The 18696-nt window shown below is 69.5% G+C and carries 16 protein-coding genes; all 16 read left to right on the forward strand.

Translation table 11 applies throughout. From position 1 onward, the window contains the following. Window positions 1-64 precede the first annotated feature (64 nt). Window positions 65-1360, forward strand: a complete 1296-nt coding sequence (locus tag CLV43_RS11190; protein ID WP_106187046.1) for a geranylgeranyl reductase family protein — start codon at window positions 65-67, stop codon at window positions 1358-1360. 390 nt (window positions 1361-1750) lie between these two features. Beyond that, window positions 1751-2116 carry an NADH-quinone oxidoreductase subunit A gene (locus CLV43_RS11195; protein ID WP_106187047.1) on the forward strand — a complete coding sequence of 122 codons (366 nt, stop codon included), beginning with the start codon at window positions 1751-1753 and terminating at the stop codon, window positions 2114-2116. Window positions 2117-2137: 21 nt separating this feature from the next. After that, window positions 2138-2689 (forward strand): NuoB/complex I 20 kDa subunit family protein, encoded by a 552-nt coding sequence (locus tag CLV43_RS11200; RefSeq protein WP_106187048.1) that lies wholly within the window; start codon window positions 2138-2140, stop codon window positions 2687-2689. Between the two features lie 7 nt (window positions 2690-2696). After that, entirely contained in the window at window positions 2697-3458 is a 762-nt protein-coding gene (locus CLV43_RS11205) for an NADH-quinone oxidoreductase subunit C (RefSeq protein ID WP_106187049.1), read from the forward strand. Between the two features lie 209 nt (window positions 3459-3667). Beyond that, window positions 3668-4990, forward strand: coding sequence for an NADH-quinone oxidoreductase subunit D (locus CLV43_RS11210; RefSeq protein WP_425445747.1), 1323 nt, complete (start codon window positions 3668-3670; stop codon window positions 4988-4990). Beyond that, the gene (nuoE, locus tag CLV43_RS11215) at window positions 4987-5736 is read left to right on the forward strand and encodes an NADH-quinone oxidoreductase subunit NuoE (RefSeq protein WP_106187050.1); all 750 of its coding nucleotides are present in this window, start codon (window positions 4987-4989) and stop codon (window positions 5734-5736) included. The genes CLV43_RS11210 and nuoE overlap by 4 nt, the downstream gene beginning before the upstream one ends. A gap of 8 nt (window positions 5737-5744) precedes the next feature. Beyond that, complete coding sequence (gene nuoF / locus CLV43_RS11220) at window positions 5745-7022, forward strand: NADH-quinone oxidoreductase subunit NuoF (RefSeq protein ID WP_106187051.1); 1278 nt, start codon at window positions 5745-5747, stop codon at window positions 7020-7022. Further along, window positions 7022-9505: an NADH-quinone oxidoreductase subunit G gene (locus CLV43_RS11225; RefSeq protein ID WP_106187052.1), complete on the forward strand. Its 2484-nt coding sequence runs from the start codon at window positions 7022-7024 to the stop codon at window positions 9503-9505. The genes nuoF and CLV43_RS11225 overlap by 1 nt, the downstream gene beginning before the upstream one ends. After that, complete coding sequence (gene nuoH, locus CLV43_RS11230) at window positions 9502-10803, forward strand: NADH-quinone oxidoreductase subunit NuoH (RefSeq protein ID WP_106187053.1); 1302 nt, start codon at window positions 9502-9504, stop codon at window positions 10801-10803. The genes CLV43_RS11225 and nuoH overlap by 4 nt, the downstream gene beginning before the upstream one ends. Then, entirely contained in the window at window positions 10790-11365 is a 576-nt protein-coding gene (gene nuoI / locus CLV43_RS11235; RefSeq protein WP_106187054.1) for an NADH-quinone oxidoreductase subunit NuoI, read from the forward strand. The genes nuoH and nuoI overlap by 14 nt, the downstream gene beginning before the upstream one ends. Window positions 11366-11391: 26 nt before the next feature. Further along, window positions 11392-12243 (forward strand): NADH-quinone oxidoreductase subunit J, encoded by an 852-nt coding sequence (locus tag CLV43_RS11240; RefSeq protein WP_106187540.1) that lies wholly within the window; start codon window positions 11392-11394, stop codon window positions 12241-12243. Further along, window positions 12240-12539 (forward strand): NADH-quinone oxidoreductase subunit NuoK, encoded by a 300-nt coding sequence (gene nuoK, locus CLV43_RS11245; RefSeq protein WP_106187055.1) that lies wholly within the window; start codon window positions 12240-12242, stop codon window positions 12537-12539. Before CLV43_RS11240 ends, nuoK begins: the two co-directional genes overlap by 4 nt. 21 nt (window positions 12540-12560) lie before the next feature. Then, on the forward strand, window positions 12561-14519 hold the full coding sequence (gene nuoL / locus CLV43_RS11250; RefSeq protein ID WP_106187056.1) for an NADH-quinone oxidoreductase subunit L: 1959 nt from the start codon (window positions 12561-12563) through the stop codon (window positions 14517-14519). Next, on the forward strand, window positions 14516-16081 hold the full coding sequence (locus tag CLV43_RS11255; RefSeq protein WP_106187057.1) for an NADH-quinone oxidoreductase subunit M: 1566 nt from the start codon (window positions 14516-14518) through the stop codon (window positions 16079-16081). The genes nuoL and CLV43_RS11255 overlap by 4 nt, the downstream gene beginning before the upstream one ends. Window position 16082: 1 nt before the next feature. Continuing rightward, window positions 16083-17648: an NADH-quinone oxidoreductase subunit NuoN gene (nuoN, locus tag CLV43_RS11260; RefSeq protein ID WP_106187058.1), complete on the forward strand. Its 1566-nt coding sequence runs from the start codon at window positions 16083-16085 to the stop codon at window positions 17646-17648. Between the two features lie 19 nt (window positions 17649-17667). Beyond that, a complete protein-coding gene (locus tag CLV43_RS11265) occupies window positions 17668-18675 on the forward strand; it encodes a polyprenyl synthetase family protein (protein ID WP_106187059.1) in 1008 nt (335 codons plus the stop codon). Window positions 18676-18696: the final 21 nt, after the last annotated feature.

The raw sequence follows: 18696 nt of genomic DNA on the forward strand, positions 1-18696 counted from the left end.
GCACCTCCCGGCAGGTCGCGGCTAGACTCACAGGAGTTTGTGAACTTATGCACAAGGAGCGCGGATGACTACTCCCAGCCGCCGTCAGGCAGGCGAGGACGCCGAGGTGATCGTGGTGGGCGCGGGGCCGGCGGGCTCCACGGCCGCCACCTACTTGGCACGCGCGGGCCTGGACGTGCTGCTGCTGGAGAAGAGCAGCTTCCCGCGCGAGAAGGTGTGCGGTGACGGCCTCACGCCCCGCGGCGTGAAGCAGCTGATCGACCTCGGGGTCGACACCCGCGAAGAGGCGGGCTGGCTGCACAACAAGGGCCTGCGCGTCGTCGGCGGCGGCATCACGATGGAGCTGGACTGGCCGGACCTGGCCTCGTTCCCGCCCTACGGCGTGGTGCGGCCCCGGCAGGACTTCGACGAGATGCTGGCGAACACGGCCAAGGCCGCGGGCGCCCGGCTCCACGAGCTGACCACGGTCACCGGCGCCGTCACCGACGAGCGCACCGGCCGGATCGTCGGCGTCAAGGCGAAGGTCGGCCCGGAGAAGACCGAGGTCACCTACCGCGCGCCGCTCGTGCTGGCGTGCGACGGCGTGAGCGCGCGGCTGGCGCTGAGCATGGGCATCGACAAGCGCCCCGACCGCCCGATGGGCGTGGCCGTGCGGCGCTACTACGCGAGCCCGCGCACCAAGGACGACTACCTCGAGAGCCACCTGGAGCTGTGGGACCGGTCCGACCCGGCCAACCCGCAGCTGCTGCCCGGCTACGGCTGGATCTTCGGCATGGGCGACGGCAGCGTCAACGTCGGCCTGGGCATCCTGAGCACGTCCAAGGCCTACGGCACGACCGACTACCGGGCGCTGCTGCGCAGCTGGCTGGACGGCACGCCGGAGGAGTGGGGCTTCCGCGAGGAGAACGCCACCAGCAAGATCGGCGGCGCCGCCCTGCCCATGGGCTTCAACCGCAAACCGCACTACAGCAACGGGTTGCTGCTGGTCGGCGACGCGGGCGGCATGGTCAACCCGTTCAACGGCGAGGGCATCGGCTACGCCATGGAGTCGGCCAGGATCGCGGCCGAGACCGTCGTGCAGGCGCTGGCCAGGCCCGCCGGGCTGAGCCGCGAGCACGCGCTGGCGGGCTACCCGGCGCGCATCGAGCAGTCGCTGGGCAGCTACTACCGGCTGGGCAACATCTTCAGCAAGCTGATCGGGAACCCGACGATCATGCGCACGGCGACCAAGTACGGGATGCCGCGCAAGACGCTGATGAAGCTCGTCCTCAAGCTGCTCGCCGGCCTGTACGACCCGAAGGACGGCGACTCGTTCGACCGGATCATCACGGCGGCCACGAAGTTGGCGCCGAGCGCGTAAAAGCGCAGGTAATACCCCCGAATAGCGCGGAGTTAGGTAGACCTAACCCTCAGGTTAGTGCGGCCTAACCAACGAAATGGCGTCGGTCCTGTACCGGCGCCATTTCCCGTGCGTTGCGGCGCTGTTCGCGCACGGGTCTCCGGGAGGTGTTCTGCTGCAGGTCAGCGGGCTGCGAGGGGGTGCGTGTAACACCGCTGTGTGACGTTCTACACTGGCCGACGGCCTTGTGAATCACTTCACAAGACTGCGGGAGAGCTTGTGAACTGTTTCACAAGCTGACCTCGCAATGTTAGGCATGCCTTACCGGTAAGAGGGGCAAGAACACCCCTTAGGGTGCGGATCGGTCAGCGGCTCGCTTGCGCCGCGACAGCGAGGAAAGGACGACGGAGAGTGCTTCAGCCCTACCTCCCCCTCGTATTCATGTTCCTGCTCGCCGGAGCGTTCGCGCTGTTCTCGGTGACGGCCGCGCCGTACATCGGGCCGCGGCGCTACAACCGGGCGAAGCTCGACGCCTACGAGTGCGGCATCGAGCCCTCACCCGCGCCGATCGTGGGCGGTGGCCGCATGCCGGTCGCCTACTACCTGACGGCCATGCTCTTCATCCTGTTCGACATCGAAATGGTGTTCCTCTACCCGTTCGCGGTCTCCGCGGACAAGCTCGGCCTCTTCGGGCTGGTGGAGATCGCCCTGTTCGTCGCGACAGTCGGCTTCGCGTACGCCTACGTGTGGCGTCGCGGCGGCCTCGACTGGAACTAAGCACCGGGGAAGGCGACAGTCATGGGCCTCGAGGAGAAACTCCCGAACGGCATCCTGCTGACCAGCGTGGAGAAGCTGGTCAACTGGACCCGCAAATCCTCGCTGTGGCCTGCCACCTTCGGGCTGGCCTGCTGCGCGATCGAGATGATGACGACGGGCGGGCCGCGCTACGACCTCGCCCGCTTCGGCATGGAGGTCTTCCGCGCCTCGCCGCGCCAGGCCGACCTGATGATCGTGGCGGGTCGCGTCACGAACAAGATGGCGCCCGTGCTGCGGCAGATCTACGACCAGATGCCGGAGCCCCGCTGGGTGCTCGCGATGGGCGTCTGCGCGTCGACCGGCGGCATGTTCAACAACTACGCCGTCGTGCAGGGCGTGGACCACGTGGTCCCGGTCGACATGTACCTGCCGGGCTGCCCGCCGCGGCCGGAGATGCTGATCGACGCGATCCTCAAGATCCACGCCAAGATCATGGACGAGCCGCTCGGCGCGGCCCGTGCCGCCGCGCTCCTGGAGAGCGGCGCCAGCACGGACCTCATGCCGTCGTCCGAGCGTTTCGCGAAGAAGAAGTGAGCAGGCGATGAGGGAGCCAGGGCAAGAGAACTCCAGCGCGCAGCGCCCCGCGGAGGACGGCCTCGAAGCCCGTCCGTCCAACGGCCAGGAGCCCGCGGAGCGCAAGGGGCCGCTGGAGACCGGCAAGGCGCGCAAGGGCATGTTCGGCGTCACGGGGTCCGGCGACACGTCGGGCTTCGGCGGGCTCCGCCTGCCCGCCTACATCGCGGCCCCGGCCGAGCGCCCCTACGGCGGCTGGTTCGACGAGTTCGTCGACGAGCTGCTGGGCGCGCTGCGGGAGAAGGACATCCCGACCGACGTGATCCAGCAGGTCACGATCGACCGCGGCGAGATCACCCTCTACATCCGGCGCGAGGAGCTGGTGGACGTCTGCCGCGTGCTGCGCGACGACCCCGCCCTGCGCTTCGAGCTGTGCAGCTCGGTGTCCGGTGTGGACTACGGCGCGGACGTCGCCGGCCGCCTGCACTCCGTCTACCACCTGACCTCGATGACCTACCGGCGGCGCATCCGCCTGGAGGTCTCCGTCGACGTGGACGACGCGCACGTCCCCAGCGTGGTCGCGGTGTACCCGACCGCGGACTGGCAGGAGCGCGAGGCCTGGGACATGTTCGGGATCGTCTACGACGGCCACCCCGGCCTCACGCGGATCCTCATGCCGGACGACTGGGACGGCCACCCCCAGCGCAAGGACTACCCGCTCGGCGGGATCCCGGTGGAGTACAAGGGCGCGGAGATTCCCCCGCCAGACCAGAGGCGGTCCTACTCGTGAGCAACGAAAACGTGTCGACGGAGTCGGCCGCGGGCGCGGACAAGGCCCGCGAGCAGTCGGTCGGCTCGACCACCGCGACCGGCCCGAACCCGGCGGCCGACCAGTCGATCGCCGACGTGACGACGGGGACCGACACCACCGCCGGGGGCAGCGACAGCCGCGACGCCGACGCCCAGGCCGGTGAGGCCCAGGCCGCCGAGGCCGCGACGATCGCCGCCGGGCCGTCGGTCGACGTCGCCGACTCCCGCCAGACCACCGAGGGCACCGTCTACACGGTGACCGGCGGCGACTGGGACGAGGTGCTCGCGGACGCCGCGGGCGACGAGCGCATCGTCATGAACCTCGGCCCGCAGCACCCGTCGACGCACGGCGTGCTCCGCCTCGTGCTGGAGCTCGAGGGCGAGACGGTCACCCAGGCCCGTTCGGTGATCGGCTACCTGCACACCGGCATCGAGAAGAACCTCGAGTACCGCAACTGGACCCAGGGCGTCACGTTCGTGACGCGCATGGACTACCTGGCGCCGCTGCACAACGAGGCCGCGTACTGCCTCGCCGTGGAGAAGCTGCTCGGCGTCGAGGCGCCGCGGCGGGCCCAGGTCATCCGGGTCCTGCTCATGGAGCTCAACCGGATCAGCTCGCACCTGGTGGCGCTGGCCACCGGCGGCATGGAGCTGGGCGCGCTCACCGGCATGACCGCGGGCTTCCGCGAGCGCGAGGAGGTCCTGCACCTGCTGGAGCACCTCACCGGTCTGCGGATGAACCACGCGTTCATCCGGCCCGGCGGTGTCGCCCAGGACCTGCCCGCCGACGGCGTCGAGAAGATCCGCGCGTTCATCAAGGTCATGGACTCGCGGCTGCCCGACTACGACAAGCTGCTCACCGGCCAGCCGATCTGGCGCAACCGCCTCGCGGGCGTCGGGTACCTGCCGGTCGACGCGTGCCTCGCGCTGGGCATCACCGGCCCGATCCTGCGCTCCGCGGGCCTGCCGTGGGACCTCCGCAAGATCGAGCCGTACTCGGGCTACGAGGGCTACGACTTCGACGTCCCCACGTCGAACGCGGCGGACAGCTACGCGCGCTACCTGATGCGGGTCGAGGAGATCCACCAGTCGCTGCGGATCGTCCGCCAGGCGGTCGACAAGCTCGAGCCCGGCCCGGTCATGGTGGAGGACGCCAAGATCGCCTGGCCCGCGCAGCTCACGATCGGCGCCGACGGCATGGGCAACTCGCTCGAGCACGTCCGCAAGATCATGGGCCAGTCGATGGAGTCCCTGATCCACCACTTCAAGCTGGTGACCGAGGGCTTCCACGTCCCGGCGGGCCAGGTCTACGTGCCGATCGAGTCGCCGCGCGGCGAGCTCGGCTACCACGTGGTCTCCGACGGCGGCACGCGCCCGTTCCGCGTGCACGTGCGCGAACCAAGTTTCGTGAACCTCCAGTCGATGCCCGCGATGTGCGAGGGCGGCATGGTCGCCGACGTCATCGCCTCGGTGGCCTCTATCGACCCGGTGATGGGTGGTTGTGACCGATGACCCAGACTTCTGAACCGTCCACCGTGGACTTGAGCGTCTTCGACGAGGACACGGTCGCGCGGGCGCGGCAGCTCATCTCGCGCTACCCGCTCTCGCGGTCGGCGCTGCTGCCGATGCTGCACCTCGTGCAGTCGGTCGAGGGCTACGTCAGCCAGGCGGGCATCGCGTTCTGCGCGGGCCAGCTCGACCTGAGCAACGCCGAGGTCAGCGCGGTCGCGACCTTCTACACCATGTACAAGCGCAAGCCGTGCGGCGAGCACCTGGTCAGCGTGTGCACGAACACCCTGTGCGCGGCGCTGGGCGGCGACGCCATCTTCGCGAAGCTGCGCGAGCACCTGGGCAGCGAGGGCAAGCCGCTGGGCCAGGAGGAGACCTCCGGCGAGCCGGGTACGCCGGGCTCGATCACGCTGGAGCACGCCGAGTGCCTCGCGGCCTGCGACCTCGGCCCGGTCCTCCAGGTGAACTACGAGTTCTACGACAACCAGACGCCGGACAAGGCGCTGGAGCTCGTGACCGCGTTGCAGGCGGGGGAGAAGCCCGCCCCGACGCGCGGTGCACCGCTCACCGACTTCCGCCAGGCCGAGCTGCAACTGGCCGGGTTCTTCGAGGGTCGCGAGTCCGACCTGGACGGCCCGTCGGCCGCCGCCGAGACCGTGCGGGGCGCCCGCGTCGCCGCGGACAACGGGTGGACCGCACCGTCCATGTCGGACGACGTCGCGTTCCCGCCTGTCCCGGAAAAGAAGTAGGGGGAGTCATGGTCGACAGCCTCACTCCGGTGCTCACGAAGCGCTGGCTCTCGCCGCGCTCGTGGACGATCAAGACCTACGAGCAGCTGGAGGGGTACACCGCGCTGCGCAAGGCGCTCGGCGCGCACCCGGACCAGATCATCCAGCAGTGCAAGGACTCCGGCCTGCGCGGCCGGGGCGGCGCCGGCTTCCCCACGGGCATGAAGTGGGGCTTCATCCCGCAGGGCGACGGCAAGCCGCACTACCTCGTCATCAACGCCGACGAGGGCGAGCCGGGCACCTGCAAGGACATCCCGCTGATGATGGCGGACCCGCACTCCCTCATCGAGGGCATCATCATCACCTCGTACGCGATCCGCGCGAACTTCGCTGCGATCTACGTGCGCGGTGAGGCCCTGCACTGCATCCGCAGGCTCGACGGTGCCGTCAAGGAGGCCTACGCCGCCGGGTACCTGGGCAAGGACATCCTGGGCAGCGGCTTCGACCTCGACGTCGTCGTGCACGCCGGGGCGGGCGCCTACATCTGCGGCGAGGAGACGGCGCTGCTCGACTCGCTGGAGGGCAAGCGCGGCCAGCCGAGGCTGAAGCCGCCGTTCCCCGCGACCGCCGGGCTCTACGCGTCGCCGACCGTGGTGAACAACGTCGAGACCATCGCCAGCGTGCCGTTCATCGTCAACGGCGGCAGCGACTGGTTCCGCACCATGGGGCGCGAGCGCTCGCCCGGCCCGAAGATCTACTCGCTGTCCGGCCACGTCACGCGGCCCGGCCAGTACGAGGCCCCGATGGGCACCACGCTGCGCGAGCTGCTGGAGCTGGCCGGTGGCATGAAGGACGGCATCCCGCTGAAGTTCTGGACGCCCGGTGGCTCGTCCACCCCGCTGTTCACCGCGGACCACCTCGACGTGCCGCTGGACTTCGAGGGCGCGGCCGAGGCCGGTTCCATGCTCGGCACCACGGCGCTGCAGATCTTCAACGAGACCGTGTCGGTCCCGTGGGCGGTCATGAAGTGGACCGAGTTCTACAAGCACGAGTCCTGCGGCAAGTGCACCCCCTGCCGCGAGGGCACGTACTGGCTGGTCCAGATCCTCCAGCGCATGGTGGCGGGCAACGGCACGGCGAGCGACATCGACACGTTGCTCGACGTCTGCGACAACATCCTCGGCCGCTCGTTCTGCGCGCTGGGCGACGGCGCCGTCAGCCCGATCACCAGTGGCATCAAGTACTTCAAGGACGAGTTCCTCGCCTTGTGCGACAAGAACTCCGCTGTGTTGGCAGGAGCCCACTGATGACTCTGGCACCTGAGAAGAGCGAGGTCGAGGTCCCCGAGGGCCACGTCAAGCTCGTGATCGACGGCTTCGAGGTCGTCGCGCCCAAGGGTGAGCTGCTGATCCGCACGGCCGAACGCCTCGGCATCGTCGTGCCCCGGTTCTGCGACCACCCGCTGCTGGAGCCCGCGGGCGCCTGCCGCCAGTGCCTCGTCGAGGTCGAGATGGGCGGTCGGCCGATGCCGAAGCCCCAGGCCTCCTGCACGATGACGGTCGCCGACGGCATGGTCGTGAAGACCCAGCTGACCTCGCCGGTCGCCGACAAGGCGCAGCAGGGCGTGATGGAGCTGCTGCTCATCAACCACCCGCTGGACTGCCCGATCTGCGACAAGGGCGGCGAGTGCCCGTTGCAGAACCAGGCGCTCAAGCACGGCCGTTCGGACTCGCGCTTCCACGAGCACAAGCGGACGTTCCCCAAGCCCCTGCCGATCTCGACGCAGGTGCTGCTGGACCGCGAGCGCTGCGTGCTCTGCCAGCGCTGCACGCGGTTCTCCGCGCAGATCGCGGGCGACCCGTTCATCGAGCTGCTGGAGCGCGGTTCGCAGCAGCAGATCGGCGTGGCCGAGGGCAAGCCGTTCCAGTCGTACTTCTCGGGCAACACGATCCAGATCTGCCCGGTCGGCGCTCTCACGTCGGCGGCCTACCGCTTCCGGGCCCGCCCGTTCGACCTCATCTCCACCCCGAGCGTCTGCGAGCACTGCTCGTCGGGCTGCGCCGAGCGCACCGACTGGCGGCGCGGCAAGGTGCAGCGCAAGCTCGCGGGCGACGACCCCGAGGTCAACGAGGAGTGGATCTGCGACAAGGGCCGCTTCGCGTTCCGCTACGCCACCGCCGGTGACCGCTTCACCCGTCCGCTCGTGCGCGACGCGGAGTCCGGCGAGCTGCGCGAGACGTCGTGGACCGAGGCCCTCCAGGTCGCGGCGACCGGTCTCGCGGCGGCCCGCGACGCCAAGGGCGTCGGCGTGCTCACCGGCGGTCGGCTGACCGTCGAGGACGCCTACGCCTACGCGAAGTTCGCCCGCGTGGCGCTCAAGACCAACGACGTCGACTTCCGGGCCCGTGCGCACTCGGCCGAGGAGCTGGAGTTCCTGACCAGCACGGTCCTCGGCACGACGCCGGACAACGGCGGCGTGACGTTCACGGCGATCGAGGCCGCGCCCGCCGTGCTGTGCGTGGCCTTCGAGCCGGAGGAGGAAGCGCCGATCGTCTTCCTGCGGCTGCGCAAGGCAGCCCGCAAGAAGACCAAGGTGTTCCACCTGGGCCAGTACACCTCGCCCGCGGTGGAGAAGACCTTCGGCACGCTGCTGGCGTGCGTCCCCGGCGGCGAGCCCGCCGCGCTGAACGCGCTGGAGGAGCACGCGGCCGACGTGACGGAAGCGTTGCGCGGCAGCGGTTCCGTCATCCTCGTCGGCGAGCGCGCCGCCGAGGTGCCCGGCCTGTTCTCCGCGGTGGCCAGGCTGGCGGCCTCCACCGGCGCCAAGGTCGCCTGGATCCCGCGCCGCGCCGGTGAGCGCGGTGCGCTGGAGGTCGGCGCGGTGCCGAACCTGCTGCCCGGCGGCAGGCTCGTCAGCGACGCCGCCGCGCGCTCCGAGGTCGAGAACGCCTGGGGCCTGGTGGCGGGCACGCTGCCGACCCGCGCGGGCCGCGACACCAACGGCATCCTGGTCGCCGCCGCGAGCGGTGCCCTGGACGCGCTGGTCGTCGCGGGCGTCGACCCGTTCGACCTGCCCGACCCCGGCCTCGCCCAGCGGGCGCTGGAGTTCGCGGGCTTCGTGGTCTCCCTGGAGCTGCGCCCGAGCGCGGCGACCGCGCACGCGGACGTCGTCCTCCCGATCGCCCCGGCGGTCGAGAAGTCGGGCAGCTACCTGAACTGGGAAGGCCGCCGCCGCGACTTCGGCACCACGCTCGAGGGCACCGGCGCGCTGCCCGACTGCCGGGTGCTCGACACCCTGGCCGTCGAGATGGACGCCGACCTGTTCACCCAGACCCCGGCCGCCGCGGCCGCGGACCTCGACCGGCTCGGCTCGAACGTGGCGGAGGCGTCGGCACCCACGGTGTCCGCCCCGCTGCTCGTGCAGCCGACCGCCGGTCAGGCCGTCCTCGCGACCTGGCGCCGGATGCTGGACAACGGCTCGCTGCAGGACGAGGAGCCGAACCTGGCGGGCACCGCCCGTCCCGTGGTCGCGAAGGTCTCCGCGGCCACCGCGGTCCACCTCGGCCTCGACCTCGGCGCCGACATCACGGTGTCGACCGAGCGCGGGTCGGTGACGTTGCCCGTCGAGGTGGCGGACCTGCCCGACGGCGTGGTCTGGCTGCCCGGCAACTCGGGCCCGGTCACCGTGCGCCGCAACCTGGTCGCGGGCCACGGCTCGCTGGTTGCAGTAGCTGTGTCGGATGGGCCCTCCGCTGAGAAAAGCGCGTCGGACCGTGGAGGCAATGCATGACAACCGCCGAACTTCTCGCGGACGACCCGATCTGGCTGATCCTGATCAAGGTCGTCGGGATCTTCGCGTTCCTCGTGGTCATGACGCTGTTCATGATCAACTGGGAGCGCAAGGTCGTCGCGCGGATGCAGCAGCGCCCCGGCCCCAACCGGGTCGGCCCCAACGGCTGGCTCCAGTCGCTGGCGGACGGCCTGAAGCTGGCGTTCAAGGAGGACATCCGCCCGGTCCTCGCGGACAAGTGGGTGTTCTTCCTCGCGCCGGTGATCTCCTGCATCCCCGCGTTCGTCGCCTTCTCGGTGATCCCGATCGGCGGTGAGGTCAGCATCTTCGGCGAGCGCACCGCGCTCCAGCTGGTCGACCTCCCGGTCGGCGTGCTCGTGGTGCTGGCCTGCTCCTCGGTCGGCGTCTACGGCATCGTGCTCTCCGGTTGGGCCTCCGGCTCGCCGTACCCGCTGCTGGGCGCGCTGCGCTCGGCGGCGCAGGTGATCTCCTACGAGATCGCGATGGGCCTGTCGATCGTCGGCGTCGTGATGTTCTCGCACTCGATGTCCACTTCGGACATCGTGAAGGCGCAGGGGAACCTCTGGTTCGTGGTGCTGCTCTTCCCGAGCTTCGCGATCTACGTGATCTCGATGGTCGGCGAGACCAACCGCGCGCCCTTCGACCTCCCCGAGGCCGAGTCCGAGCTGGTCGGCGGTTTCCACACCGAGTACAGCTCGCTGAAGTTCGCGCTGTTCTTCCTCGCCGAGTACGTGAACATGGTGACGGTGTCGGCGCTGGCCTCGACGCTCTTCCTCGGCGGGTACCAGACGCCGTTCGGGCTCGGGAGCCTGTGGTCCGGCTTCGACAACGGGTGGTTCGGCCTCGTCTGGTTCGTCGCCAAGACGCTGTTCTTCCTGTTCGTCTTCATCTGGCTGCGCGGCACGCTGCCCCGCATGCGCTACGACCAGTTCATGCGGCTGGGCTGGAAGGTCCTCGTCCCGATCAGCCTCGTGTGGATCGTGGCCGTCGCACTGGTGCGCGCGCTGAACAACTCCGGCGAGTTCAGCCAGCAGCAGTTCCTGATCATCCTGGGCGTCGTGCTCGGCGTGCTGGTGCTGCTCTCGCTGCTGCTCCCGGACCGCAAGGTCGAGGAGGACCCGAACGCGGTCCCGATCACCGGTGGCGGGTTCCCGGTGCCGCCGCTCGACCTGGAAGTGCCCAAGGCGCCCACCCGCCGCACCCCAGTTGTCGCGAATCTTCCGAAGGAACCTGTCGCGGTAACCGCATCGAAGGAGGCCAGCGATGGGGATGTTTGATCCCATCAAGGGCTTCGGCGTCACCTTCTCGACGATGTTCAAGAAGGTCGTCACCGAGGAGTACCCCGAGGTCAAGAAGGTCACCGCGCCGAGGTTCCACGGCCGCCACCAGCTCAACCGGCACCCGGACGGGCTGGAGAAGTGCGTCGGCTGCGAGCTGTGCGCGTGGGCCTGCCCGGCGGACGCGATCTTCGTCGAAGGTGGCGACAACACCGACGACGCGCGCTACTCGCCCGGTGAGCGGTTCGGCGCCGACTACCAGATCAACTACCTGCGCTGCATCGGCTGCGGCCTCTGCATCGAGGCGTGCCCGACCCGTTCGCTCACCATGACGAACGAGTACGAGCTGGCCGACGACGACCGCCAGAAGCTGATCTTCACGAAGGAAGACCTGCTCGCCCCGCTGCTGCCCGGCATGGAGCAGCCGCCGCACCCCATGCGGTTGGGCGACAACGAGCAGGACTACTACGTGAACGGGCCGGCGCTTGCCCGAGACCTGCTTGCAGGGTCGAGCCAGGGGCAGAGCAACGCGGAGTCTGCGGTCAAGGGAGCAGGCAAGTGAGCGTTCTCAACCTGGCGCAGGACTTCCTGGTCGCCGCGCAGCCCGCCACCCAGCCCGCGGCGCCGGTCGCCGACACCATCTCCACCGGTGAGGCCGTCGCGTTCTGGATCCTCGGACCGCTGTCGCTCCTGGGCGCGCTCGGCATGCTCTTCGCCCGCAACGCGGTGCACTCCGCGCTGTGGCTGGTGCTGACGATGCTCAGCCTCGGTGTCATCTACATGGTCCAGCAGGCGCCGTTCCTCGGCTTCGTGCAGATCATCGTGTACACCGGCGCGATCATGATGCTGTTCCTCTTCGTGCTGATGCTCGTCGGCAGGGACAGCTCGGACTCGATCGTCGAGGTGCTGCGCGGGCAGCGGCTCGCCGCCGCCGTGCTCGGCGTCGGCTTCGCCGGGCTGGTCGTCGGCTCGCTCGCCCAGGCGTTCACCCGCGTCGACTCCGTCGGCCTGACCGCGGTGAACTCCTCGGGCGGCGGCAACGTGGCCAACATCGGCGCGGCGCTGTTCACCAAGTACCTGTTCGTCTTCGAGCTCACGTCGGCGCTGCTGATCACCGCCGCCGTCGGCGCGATGGTCCTGGCCTACTCCGACCGGCACGGCAAGGGCCTGAAGAAGACCCAGCGCGAGCTGGTCGAGGAGCGCTTCAAGGGCGACCGCCCCGGCTCCCTGCCCGGCCCCGGTGTCTTCGCCACGGCGAACTCGGTGGCCACCCCCGCACTGCTGCCCGACGGCTCGGTCGCCCAGGAGTCGCTGTCCGCGCTCATCGAGGCGACCACCAAGGAACACCTCGCCGACGACGTCGCCGACGTGTCCGGCACCGGCCACCGGGCCGACGCGCGGGCTCTCACCGGTTCCGCGCCGAAGGAGGGGACGGAATGACCCCGACGTACTACCTGCTGCTGTCCGCGCTGCTGTTCAGCCTCGGCGCGGTCGGCGTTCTGGTGCGGCGCAACGCCATCGTCGTGTTCATGTGCGTCGAGCTGATGCTCAACGCGGTGAACCTCACCCTCGTCACGTTCTCCCGCATGCACGGGGAGCTCGACGGCCAGGTGATGGGCTTCTTCGTGATGGTCGTCGCCGCCGCCGAGGTCGTGGTGGGCCTGACGATCATCATGTCGATCTTCCGCACGCGTCGCTCGGCCTCGGTCGACGATTCCAACCTGCTGAAGTACTAGGGGCCACTGGTGACCGAATCTATGCTCGCCCCCGCAAGCGGGGCCACGGATGCAGTTGCCGCCAGCGGGCTCGCGAGTCTCGCCTGGCTGTTGCTCGCCCTGCCGGCGTTCGGCGCGGCCGTGCTGCTGCTGGCGGGCAAGCGGGCCGACAAGTGGGGCCACCTGCTGGGCTGCGCCACGATCATCGCGGCGTTCGCCTACGGGCTCGCGCTGTTCTTCACGACCCTCGGCCAGGGCGCCGAGGAGCGGACCAGCGAGCTCCACCTGTTCGACTGGATCCCGGTCGGCGCGCTGGACGTCGAGTTCGGCCTGCGGCTGGACCCGCTGTCGCTGACGTTCGTGCTGCTGATCACCGGTGTCGGATCCCTGATCCACATCTACTCGATCGGCTACATGGCGCACGAGGAAGGCAGGCGCAAGTTCTTCGCCTACCTGAACCTCTTCGTGTCGGCGATGCTGCTCCTGGTCCTGGGCAACGGCTTCGTGACGCTGTACTTCGGCTGGGAGGGCGTGGGCCTCGCGTCCTACCTGCTCATCGGCTGGTACCAGTACAAGCCGGAAGCGGCCTCCGCGGCCAAGAAGGCGTTCCTGATGAACCGGGTCGGCGACCTGGGTCTCGCGATCGCCATCTTCATCATGTTCAAGGAGCTCGGCACCACCACCTACACCGACGTGTTCGCGCGGGTGGACGAGCTGTCGTCCGGTTCGATCCTGGCGATCACGCTGCTGCTCCTGCTCGGCGCCTGCGGCAAGTCCGGCCAGTTCCCGCTCCAGGCCTGGCTCCCGGACGCCATGGCGGGTCCGACGCCGGTCTCGGCGCTGATCCACGCGGCGACGATGGTGACCGCGGGCGTGTACCTCATCGCCCGCTCGAACCCCATCTACAACCTCAGCGCGGACGGCAGGCTGGTCGTCATGATCATCGGTGGCGTCACGCTGCTGATCGGCTGCATCATCGGCTGCGCCTACGACGACTTCAAGAAGGTCCTGGCGTACTCGACGGTCAGCCAGATCGGCTACATGATCCTCGCCGTCGGCCTCGGCCCGGTGGGCTACGCGCTGGGCATCATGCACCTGCTCACGCACGGCTTCTTCAAGGCCGGGCTGTTCCTCGGTGCCGGGTCGGTCATGCACGGCATGAACGACGAGGGCAACATCCGCCGGATGGGCGGGCTCGCGAAGTACATGCCCGTCACGTTCGCGACCTGGGCCCTGGGCTACCTGGCGCTGATCGGCATCCCGCCGTTCTCCGGCTTCTTCTCCAAGGACGCCATCATCGCGGCCGCCTTCGGCGAGCCGGGCTGGCGCGGGTACGTGTTCGGCGGTGTCGCCCTGCTGGGCGCCGCGCTGACCGCGTTCTACATGACCCGCCTGCTGATCCTGGTCTTCCTGGGCAAGCCGCGCTGGAAGGAGCTCAAGACCTCCGAGGACGGTCGCGAGTACCACCCGCACGAGTCGCCGTGGTCGATGAAGATCCCGATGATCGTCCTGGCCGTCGGCTCGGTCGGCGCGGGCTTCTTCCTGGAGAACGGCGAGCGCCTCGCGGGCTGGCTGGAGCCGACCCTCGGGCCGCTCCAGGAGACGCACGGCGCGCTCGACCACACGATGGTCGCGATCCTGAGCGTCGCGCTCTCGCTGGTCGGCGTCGCGCTCGCGTTCCTGCTCTTCGGCCGCAAGCCGCAGCCGACCACGCGCCCGCTGCGCGTGTCGTTCCCGGTCCGCGCCGCGCGCGCCGACCTGTACGGCAACGCGCTCAACGAGGCGCTCTTCGCGCGGCCGGGCACCTGGCTCTCCCGCGCGCTGGTGTTCGTGGACAACAAGGGCGTCGACGGTCTCGTCAACGGGACCGCCGCGCTGCTCGGCGGTAGCTCCGGCCGGTTGCGCCGTCTCCAGACCGGTTTCGTGCGCTCGTACGCGCTCTCCATGCTCCTGGGCGCGATCTGCGTGCTGGGCGCGCTTCTGATGGTGAGGTTCTCGTGAGCTGGACGCTGATCGCGCTGCTCCTGCTGCCGCTGGTCGGCAGCCTGGTGGTGGCCTTCCTGAAGGGGAACGACCGGACCGCGAAGCTCGTCGCGCTCGGGTTCTCCCTCGTGGAGCTCGCGCTGGCGGTCGTCGCGTGGGTCGCCTACGACCCGTCGTCGGGCGCCCGGCTCCAGCTGACCAGCTCGGTCGACTGGATCCCGACGTTCGGCGTGCACCTGTCGTTCGGCGTCGACGGCATCGCGCTCGTCATGATCGCGCTGATCGCCTTCCTGATGCCCGTCGTCATCGGCGGCGCATGGTCGGACAAGCTGCCGGAGGGCCGCAGCGCGAGCGGGTTCTTCTCGCTCCTGCTGGCCATGCAGACCGGCATGGTCGGCGTGTTCGCCGCGACCGACGTGTTCCTGTTCTACGTGTTCTTCGAGGCCGTCCTCGTCCCGATGTACTTCCTGATCGGCCGCTTCGGCGGCCCGAACCGGCAGTACGCGGCGATGAAGTTCTTCCTCTACTCGCTGCTCGGCGGCCTGATCATGCTCGCCTCGGTGATCGGCCTCTACGTCACCAGCGCGGACAAGCTGGGCCAGGGCACGCTCGACTGGGCCACGCTCGTCACGGTCATGAAGGACGCGCCGACGTCGACCCAGATCTGGCTGTTCCTCGGGTTCTTCATCGCCTTCGCGATCAAGGCCCCGCTGGTCCCGCTGCACACCTGGCTGCCCGACGCCGGTGCCGAGGCCCCGGTCGGCGCCGGCGTGCTGCTCGTCGGCGTCCTGGACAAGATCGGCACGTTCGGCTTCCTGCGCTACTGCCTGCCGCTGTTCCCGGCGGCCAGCAAGCAGCTCGCGCCGCTCGTGCTCGTGCTCGCGGTCGTCGGCATCATCTACGGCTCGCTGCTCGCGGTCGGCCAGACGGACATGAAGCGGTTCGTCGCCTACACCTCGATCGCGCACTTCGGCTTCATCGCGCTCGGCATCTTCGCGTTCAGCAGCCAGGCCGGTGCGGGCTCGGTGCTGTACATGGTCAACCACGGCATCTCGACCGGCATGCTGTTCCTGGTCGTGGGCATGGTGATGTCGCGCGGCGGCTCCCGCCTGATCCAGGACTACGGCGGCATGGCGAAGCTGACCCCGGTGCTGGGCGGCCTGTTCTTCGTGGCGGGCCTGTCGTCGCTGGCGCTGCCGGGCACCAACTCGTTCGTGAGCGAGTTCCTGGTCCTCATCGGCTCGTACCCCAACCAGCCGGTGTTCACCATCATCTCCACGGTCGGCATGGTGCTCGCCGCCCTGTACGTGCTGTGGGTCTACCAGCGGGTCTTCCAGGGCCCCGTGCGCGGAACCGCGCTGCTGAACGTGGCGGCGGGCCCCGGTACCGCGACCGACCCCGAGCGCTCCGGGATCAAGGACCTGAACCGGCGGGAGATCGCCGTGCTGGCGCCGCTGGTGGCGCTGGTCCTCGTGCTCGGGTTCTACCCCAAGCCGGTGTTGGACGTGATCTCCCCGTCGATCGGGGCGACGTTGAGCGAGGTCGGCGTGACCGACCCGGTCGCGCAGGAAGGCAAGTGACGTGACGTTCCTCGCCCAGGTTGAGCTGATCAAGCCGCCGGAGATCGAGTACAGCGCGATCGCGCCAGTGCTGATCGTGCTCGGCGCCGCGTGCGTCAGCGTGTTGTTCGAGGCTTTCCTGCCGAAGCACCAGCGGTGGGCGGCGCAGGTCGTGCTGACCATGCTGACCTTCATCGGCGCCGGTACCGCCCTCGGTCTGTACGCCGGGGCCGAGACCACCACCGCTCAGGGCATCACCACGCTCTCCGGCGCGGTCGCCGTCGACCGCCCGGTGATCTTCCTGTGGGTCACGCTGCTGCTGCTCGGCTTCGGCTCGATCCTGCTGATCGCCGACCGGTCGGTCGAGCCGGGCGGGGCGTTCGTCGCCGACGCCGCGGTCCGCCCCGGCACGGTCCAGGACCGCGCCCAGGCCACCCGCACCGGCATGCAGACCGAGGTCTTCCCGCTGACGCTCTTCGCGCTCGCCGGGATGATGGTGTTCGTCGCGGCGAACGACCTGCTGACGATGTTCATCGCCCTCGAGGTGCTGTCGCTGCCGCTGTACCTGATGTGCGGCCTCGCCCGCCGTCGCCGCCTGCTCTCGCAGGAGGCGGCCGTCAAGTACTTCCTGCTCGGCGCGTTCGCGTCGGCGTTCTTCCTCTACGGCCTCGCGCTGCTCTACGGCTACGCGGGCTCGGTGAAGCTCGCCGACATCGCGACCGCCACGGCGGGCAGCGACAAGTCCGACACGCTGCTGTTCGCGGGCTTCGGCCTGCTGGTGGTGGGCCTGCTGTTCAAGGCCTCCGTCGGCCCGTTCCACGCCTGGACCCCGGACGTCTACCAGGGCGCCCCGACGCCGATCACGGCGTTCATGGCGGCCTGCACGAAGGTCGCTGCCTTCGGCGGCATCCTGCGCGTGCTGACCGTCGCGTTCGAGCGGACCAACTGGGAGTGGCGGGGTGTCCTGTGGGGCGTCGCCGTGGCCTCGATGGTCATCGGCGCGGTCCTCGGCCTCACCCAGACCGACGTGAAGCGCATGGTCGCCTACTCCTCGGTGGCGCACGCGGGCTTCCTGCTGATCGGCTCGATCTCGCTGACCGAGCAGGGCCTGTCCGGCACGCTGTTCTACCTGCTGGCCTACGGCTTCACCACGATCGCCGTGTTCGGCGTGATCAGCCTAGTCCGCAACGCCGACGGCGAGGCGACGCACCTGTCCCAGTGGGCCGGGCTCGCCAAGCGGTCGCCGGTGCTCGCGGGCGTGTTCACGTTCCTGCTGCTGGCACTCGCGGGCATCCCCCTGACGAGTGGTTTCGTCGGCAAGTTCGTGGTGTTCGCGGCGGCCATCCAGGACGGTCTCGCACCGCTCGTGGTGGTCGCGCTGGTGGCCAGCGCGGTGGCGGCGTTCTTCTACCTGAGGGTCATCGTCCTGATGTACTTCAGCGAACCCGCACCTGACGGCCCCACGGTCACCGTGCCCGGCGCGTTCACGACGATCGCGATCACCGTCGGTGCCGCGGTCACCCTCGTCCTGGGTGTCTGGCCGTCCTTCGCCCTCGATTGGGCGGGGGCAGGCGGCTTCATCTTCTAGTGGTACGTAGGCTTCAAGGGTGACCAGTAGCGAGCAGGTGGGGACAGGGTTCCAGTTCGTCGACCCTGTGCTGGCGGAGGTGGTGCAGGCAGGCCTCGCCGAGGTGGAGGAAGTTCTGCGGAAGGTCGTGCAGAGCGACTTCCACCCGGTGATGGAGACGTCGCTGCACCTGGTGGACGCGGGCGGCAAGCGGATTCGCCCGCTGTTCACGCTGCTCGCGGCCCAGTTCACCGGGACCTGGGACCGGGAGAACGTCATCAAGGCGGCCGCGGTCGTCGAGCTGACGCACCTCGCGACCCTGTACCACGACGACGTGATGGACGAGGCGACCATGCGGCGGGGCGCGGTCAGCGCCAACGCCAAGTGGGACAACAGCATCGCCATCCTGACCGGCGACTACCTGTTCGCGCACGCGTCGGCGCTGACCGCCGACCTGGGCGTGGCGGCGGCGCGGATCATCGCCGAGACGTTCAGCGAGCTGGTGACCGGCCAGATGCGCGAGACGATGGGTCCCCGCGAGGGCGAGGACCCCGTCGAGCACTACCTCAAGACGATCAAGGAGAAGACCGGGTCGCTCATCGCGACCGCGGCGCGCTTCGGCGCGATGTTCTCCGACATGTCCGACGAGCAGACCGACGCGCTGCGCGCCTACGGCGACGTGATCGGGGCGGCGTTCCAGATCTCCGACGACGTCATCGACATCGCGTCGCCGACGGAGGAGTCGGGCAAGACGCCCGGCACGGACCTGCGCGAGGGCGTGAAGACGCTCCCGATGCTGTACGCGCTCGCCGAGCCCGGTGCCGAGAGCACCCGGCTGGGCAAGCTGCTGTCCGGGCCGATCTCCGACGACGCCGAGGTCGCCGAGGCCCTCGACCTGCTGCGGTCGTCGTCCGGCCTGGTCAAGGCCCGGCGGACGCTCGACGAGTACGCCGACGAGGCCCGAGCGGCACTGGGCAAGCTGCCCGCGTGCCCGGCGCGGGACGCGATGGAGTCGCTCAGCGAGTACGTGGTGGCCCGCTCGAACTGACGCCGTGGTCGCCGCTGGGGA

It is taken from the genome of Umezawaea tangerina, from assembly GCF_003002815.1.
GTDB classification, from domain to species: Bacteria; Actinomycetota; Actinomycetes; order Mycobacteriales; family Pseudonocardiaceae; genus Umezawaea; species Umezawaea tangerina.

Excerpts from the sequence above, each read along its gene's own strand:
- nuoE (WP_106187050.1), top strand. The coding sequence starts at position 4,987 with ATGACCCAGACTTCTGAACCGTCCACCGTGGACTTGAGCGTCTTCGAC.
- nuoL (WP_106187056.1), top strand. The coding sequence starts at position 12,561 with ATGCTCGCCCCCGCAAGCGGGGCCACGGATGCAGTTGCCGCCAGCGGG.
- CLV43_RS11190 (WP_106187046.1), top strand. The coding sequence starts at position 65 with ATGACTACTCCCAGCCGCCGTCAGGCAGGCGAGGACGCCGAGGTGATC.
- nuoF (WP_106187051.1), top strand. The coding sequence starts at position 5,745 with ATGGTCGACAGCCTCACTCCGGTGCTCACGAAGCGCTGGCTCTCGCCG.
- nuoK (WP_106187055.1), top strand. The coding sequence starts at position 12,240 with ATGACCCCGACGTACTACCTGCTGCTGTCCGCGCTGCTGTTCAGCCTC.
- nuoI (WP_106187054.1), top strand. The coding sequence starts at position 10,790 with ATGGGGATGTTTGATCCCATCAAGGGCTTCGGCGTCACCTTCTCGACG.
- CLV43_RS11205 (WP_106187049.1), top strand. The coding sequence starts at position 2,697 with ATGAGGGAGCCAGGGCAAGAGAACTCCAGCGCGCAGCGCCCCGCGGAG.
- CLV43_RS11225 (WP_106187052.1), top strand. The coding sequence starts at position 7,022 with ATGACTCTGGCACCTGAGAAGAGCGAGGTCGAGGTCCCCGAGGGCCAC.
- nuoH (WP_106187053.1), top strand. The coding sequence starts at position 9,502 with ATGACAACCGCCGAACTTCTCGCGGACGACCCGATCTGGCTGATCCTG.
- CLV43_RS11200 (WP_106187048.1), top strand. The coding sequence starts at position 2,138 with ATGGGCCTCGAGGAGAAACTCCCGAACGGCATCCTGCTGACCAGCGTG.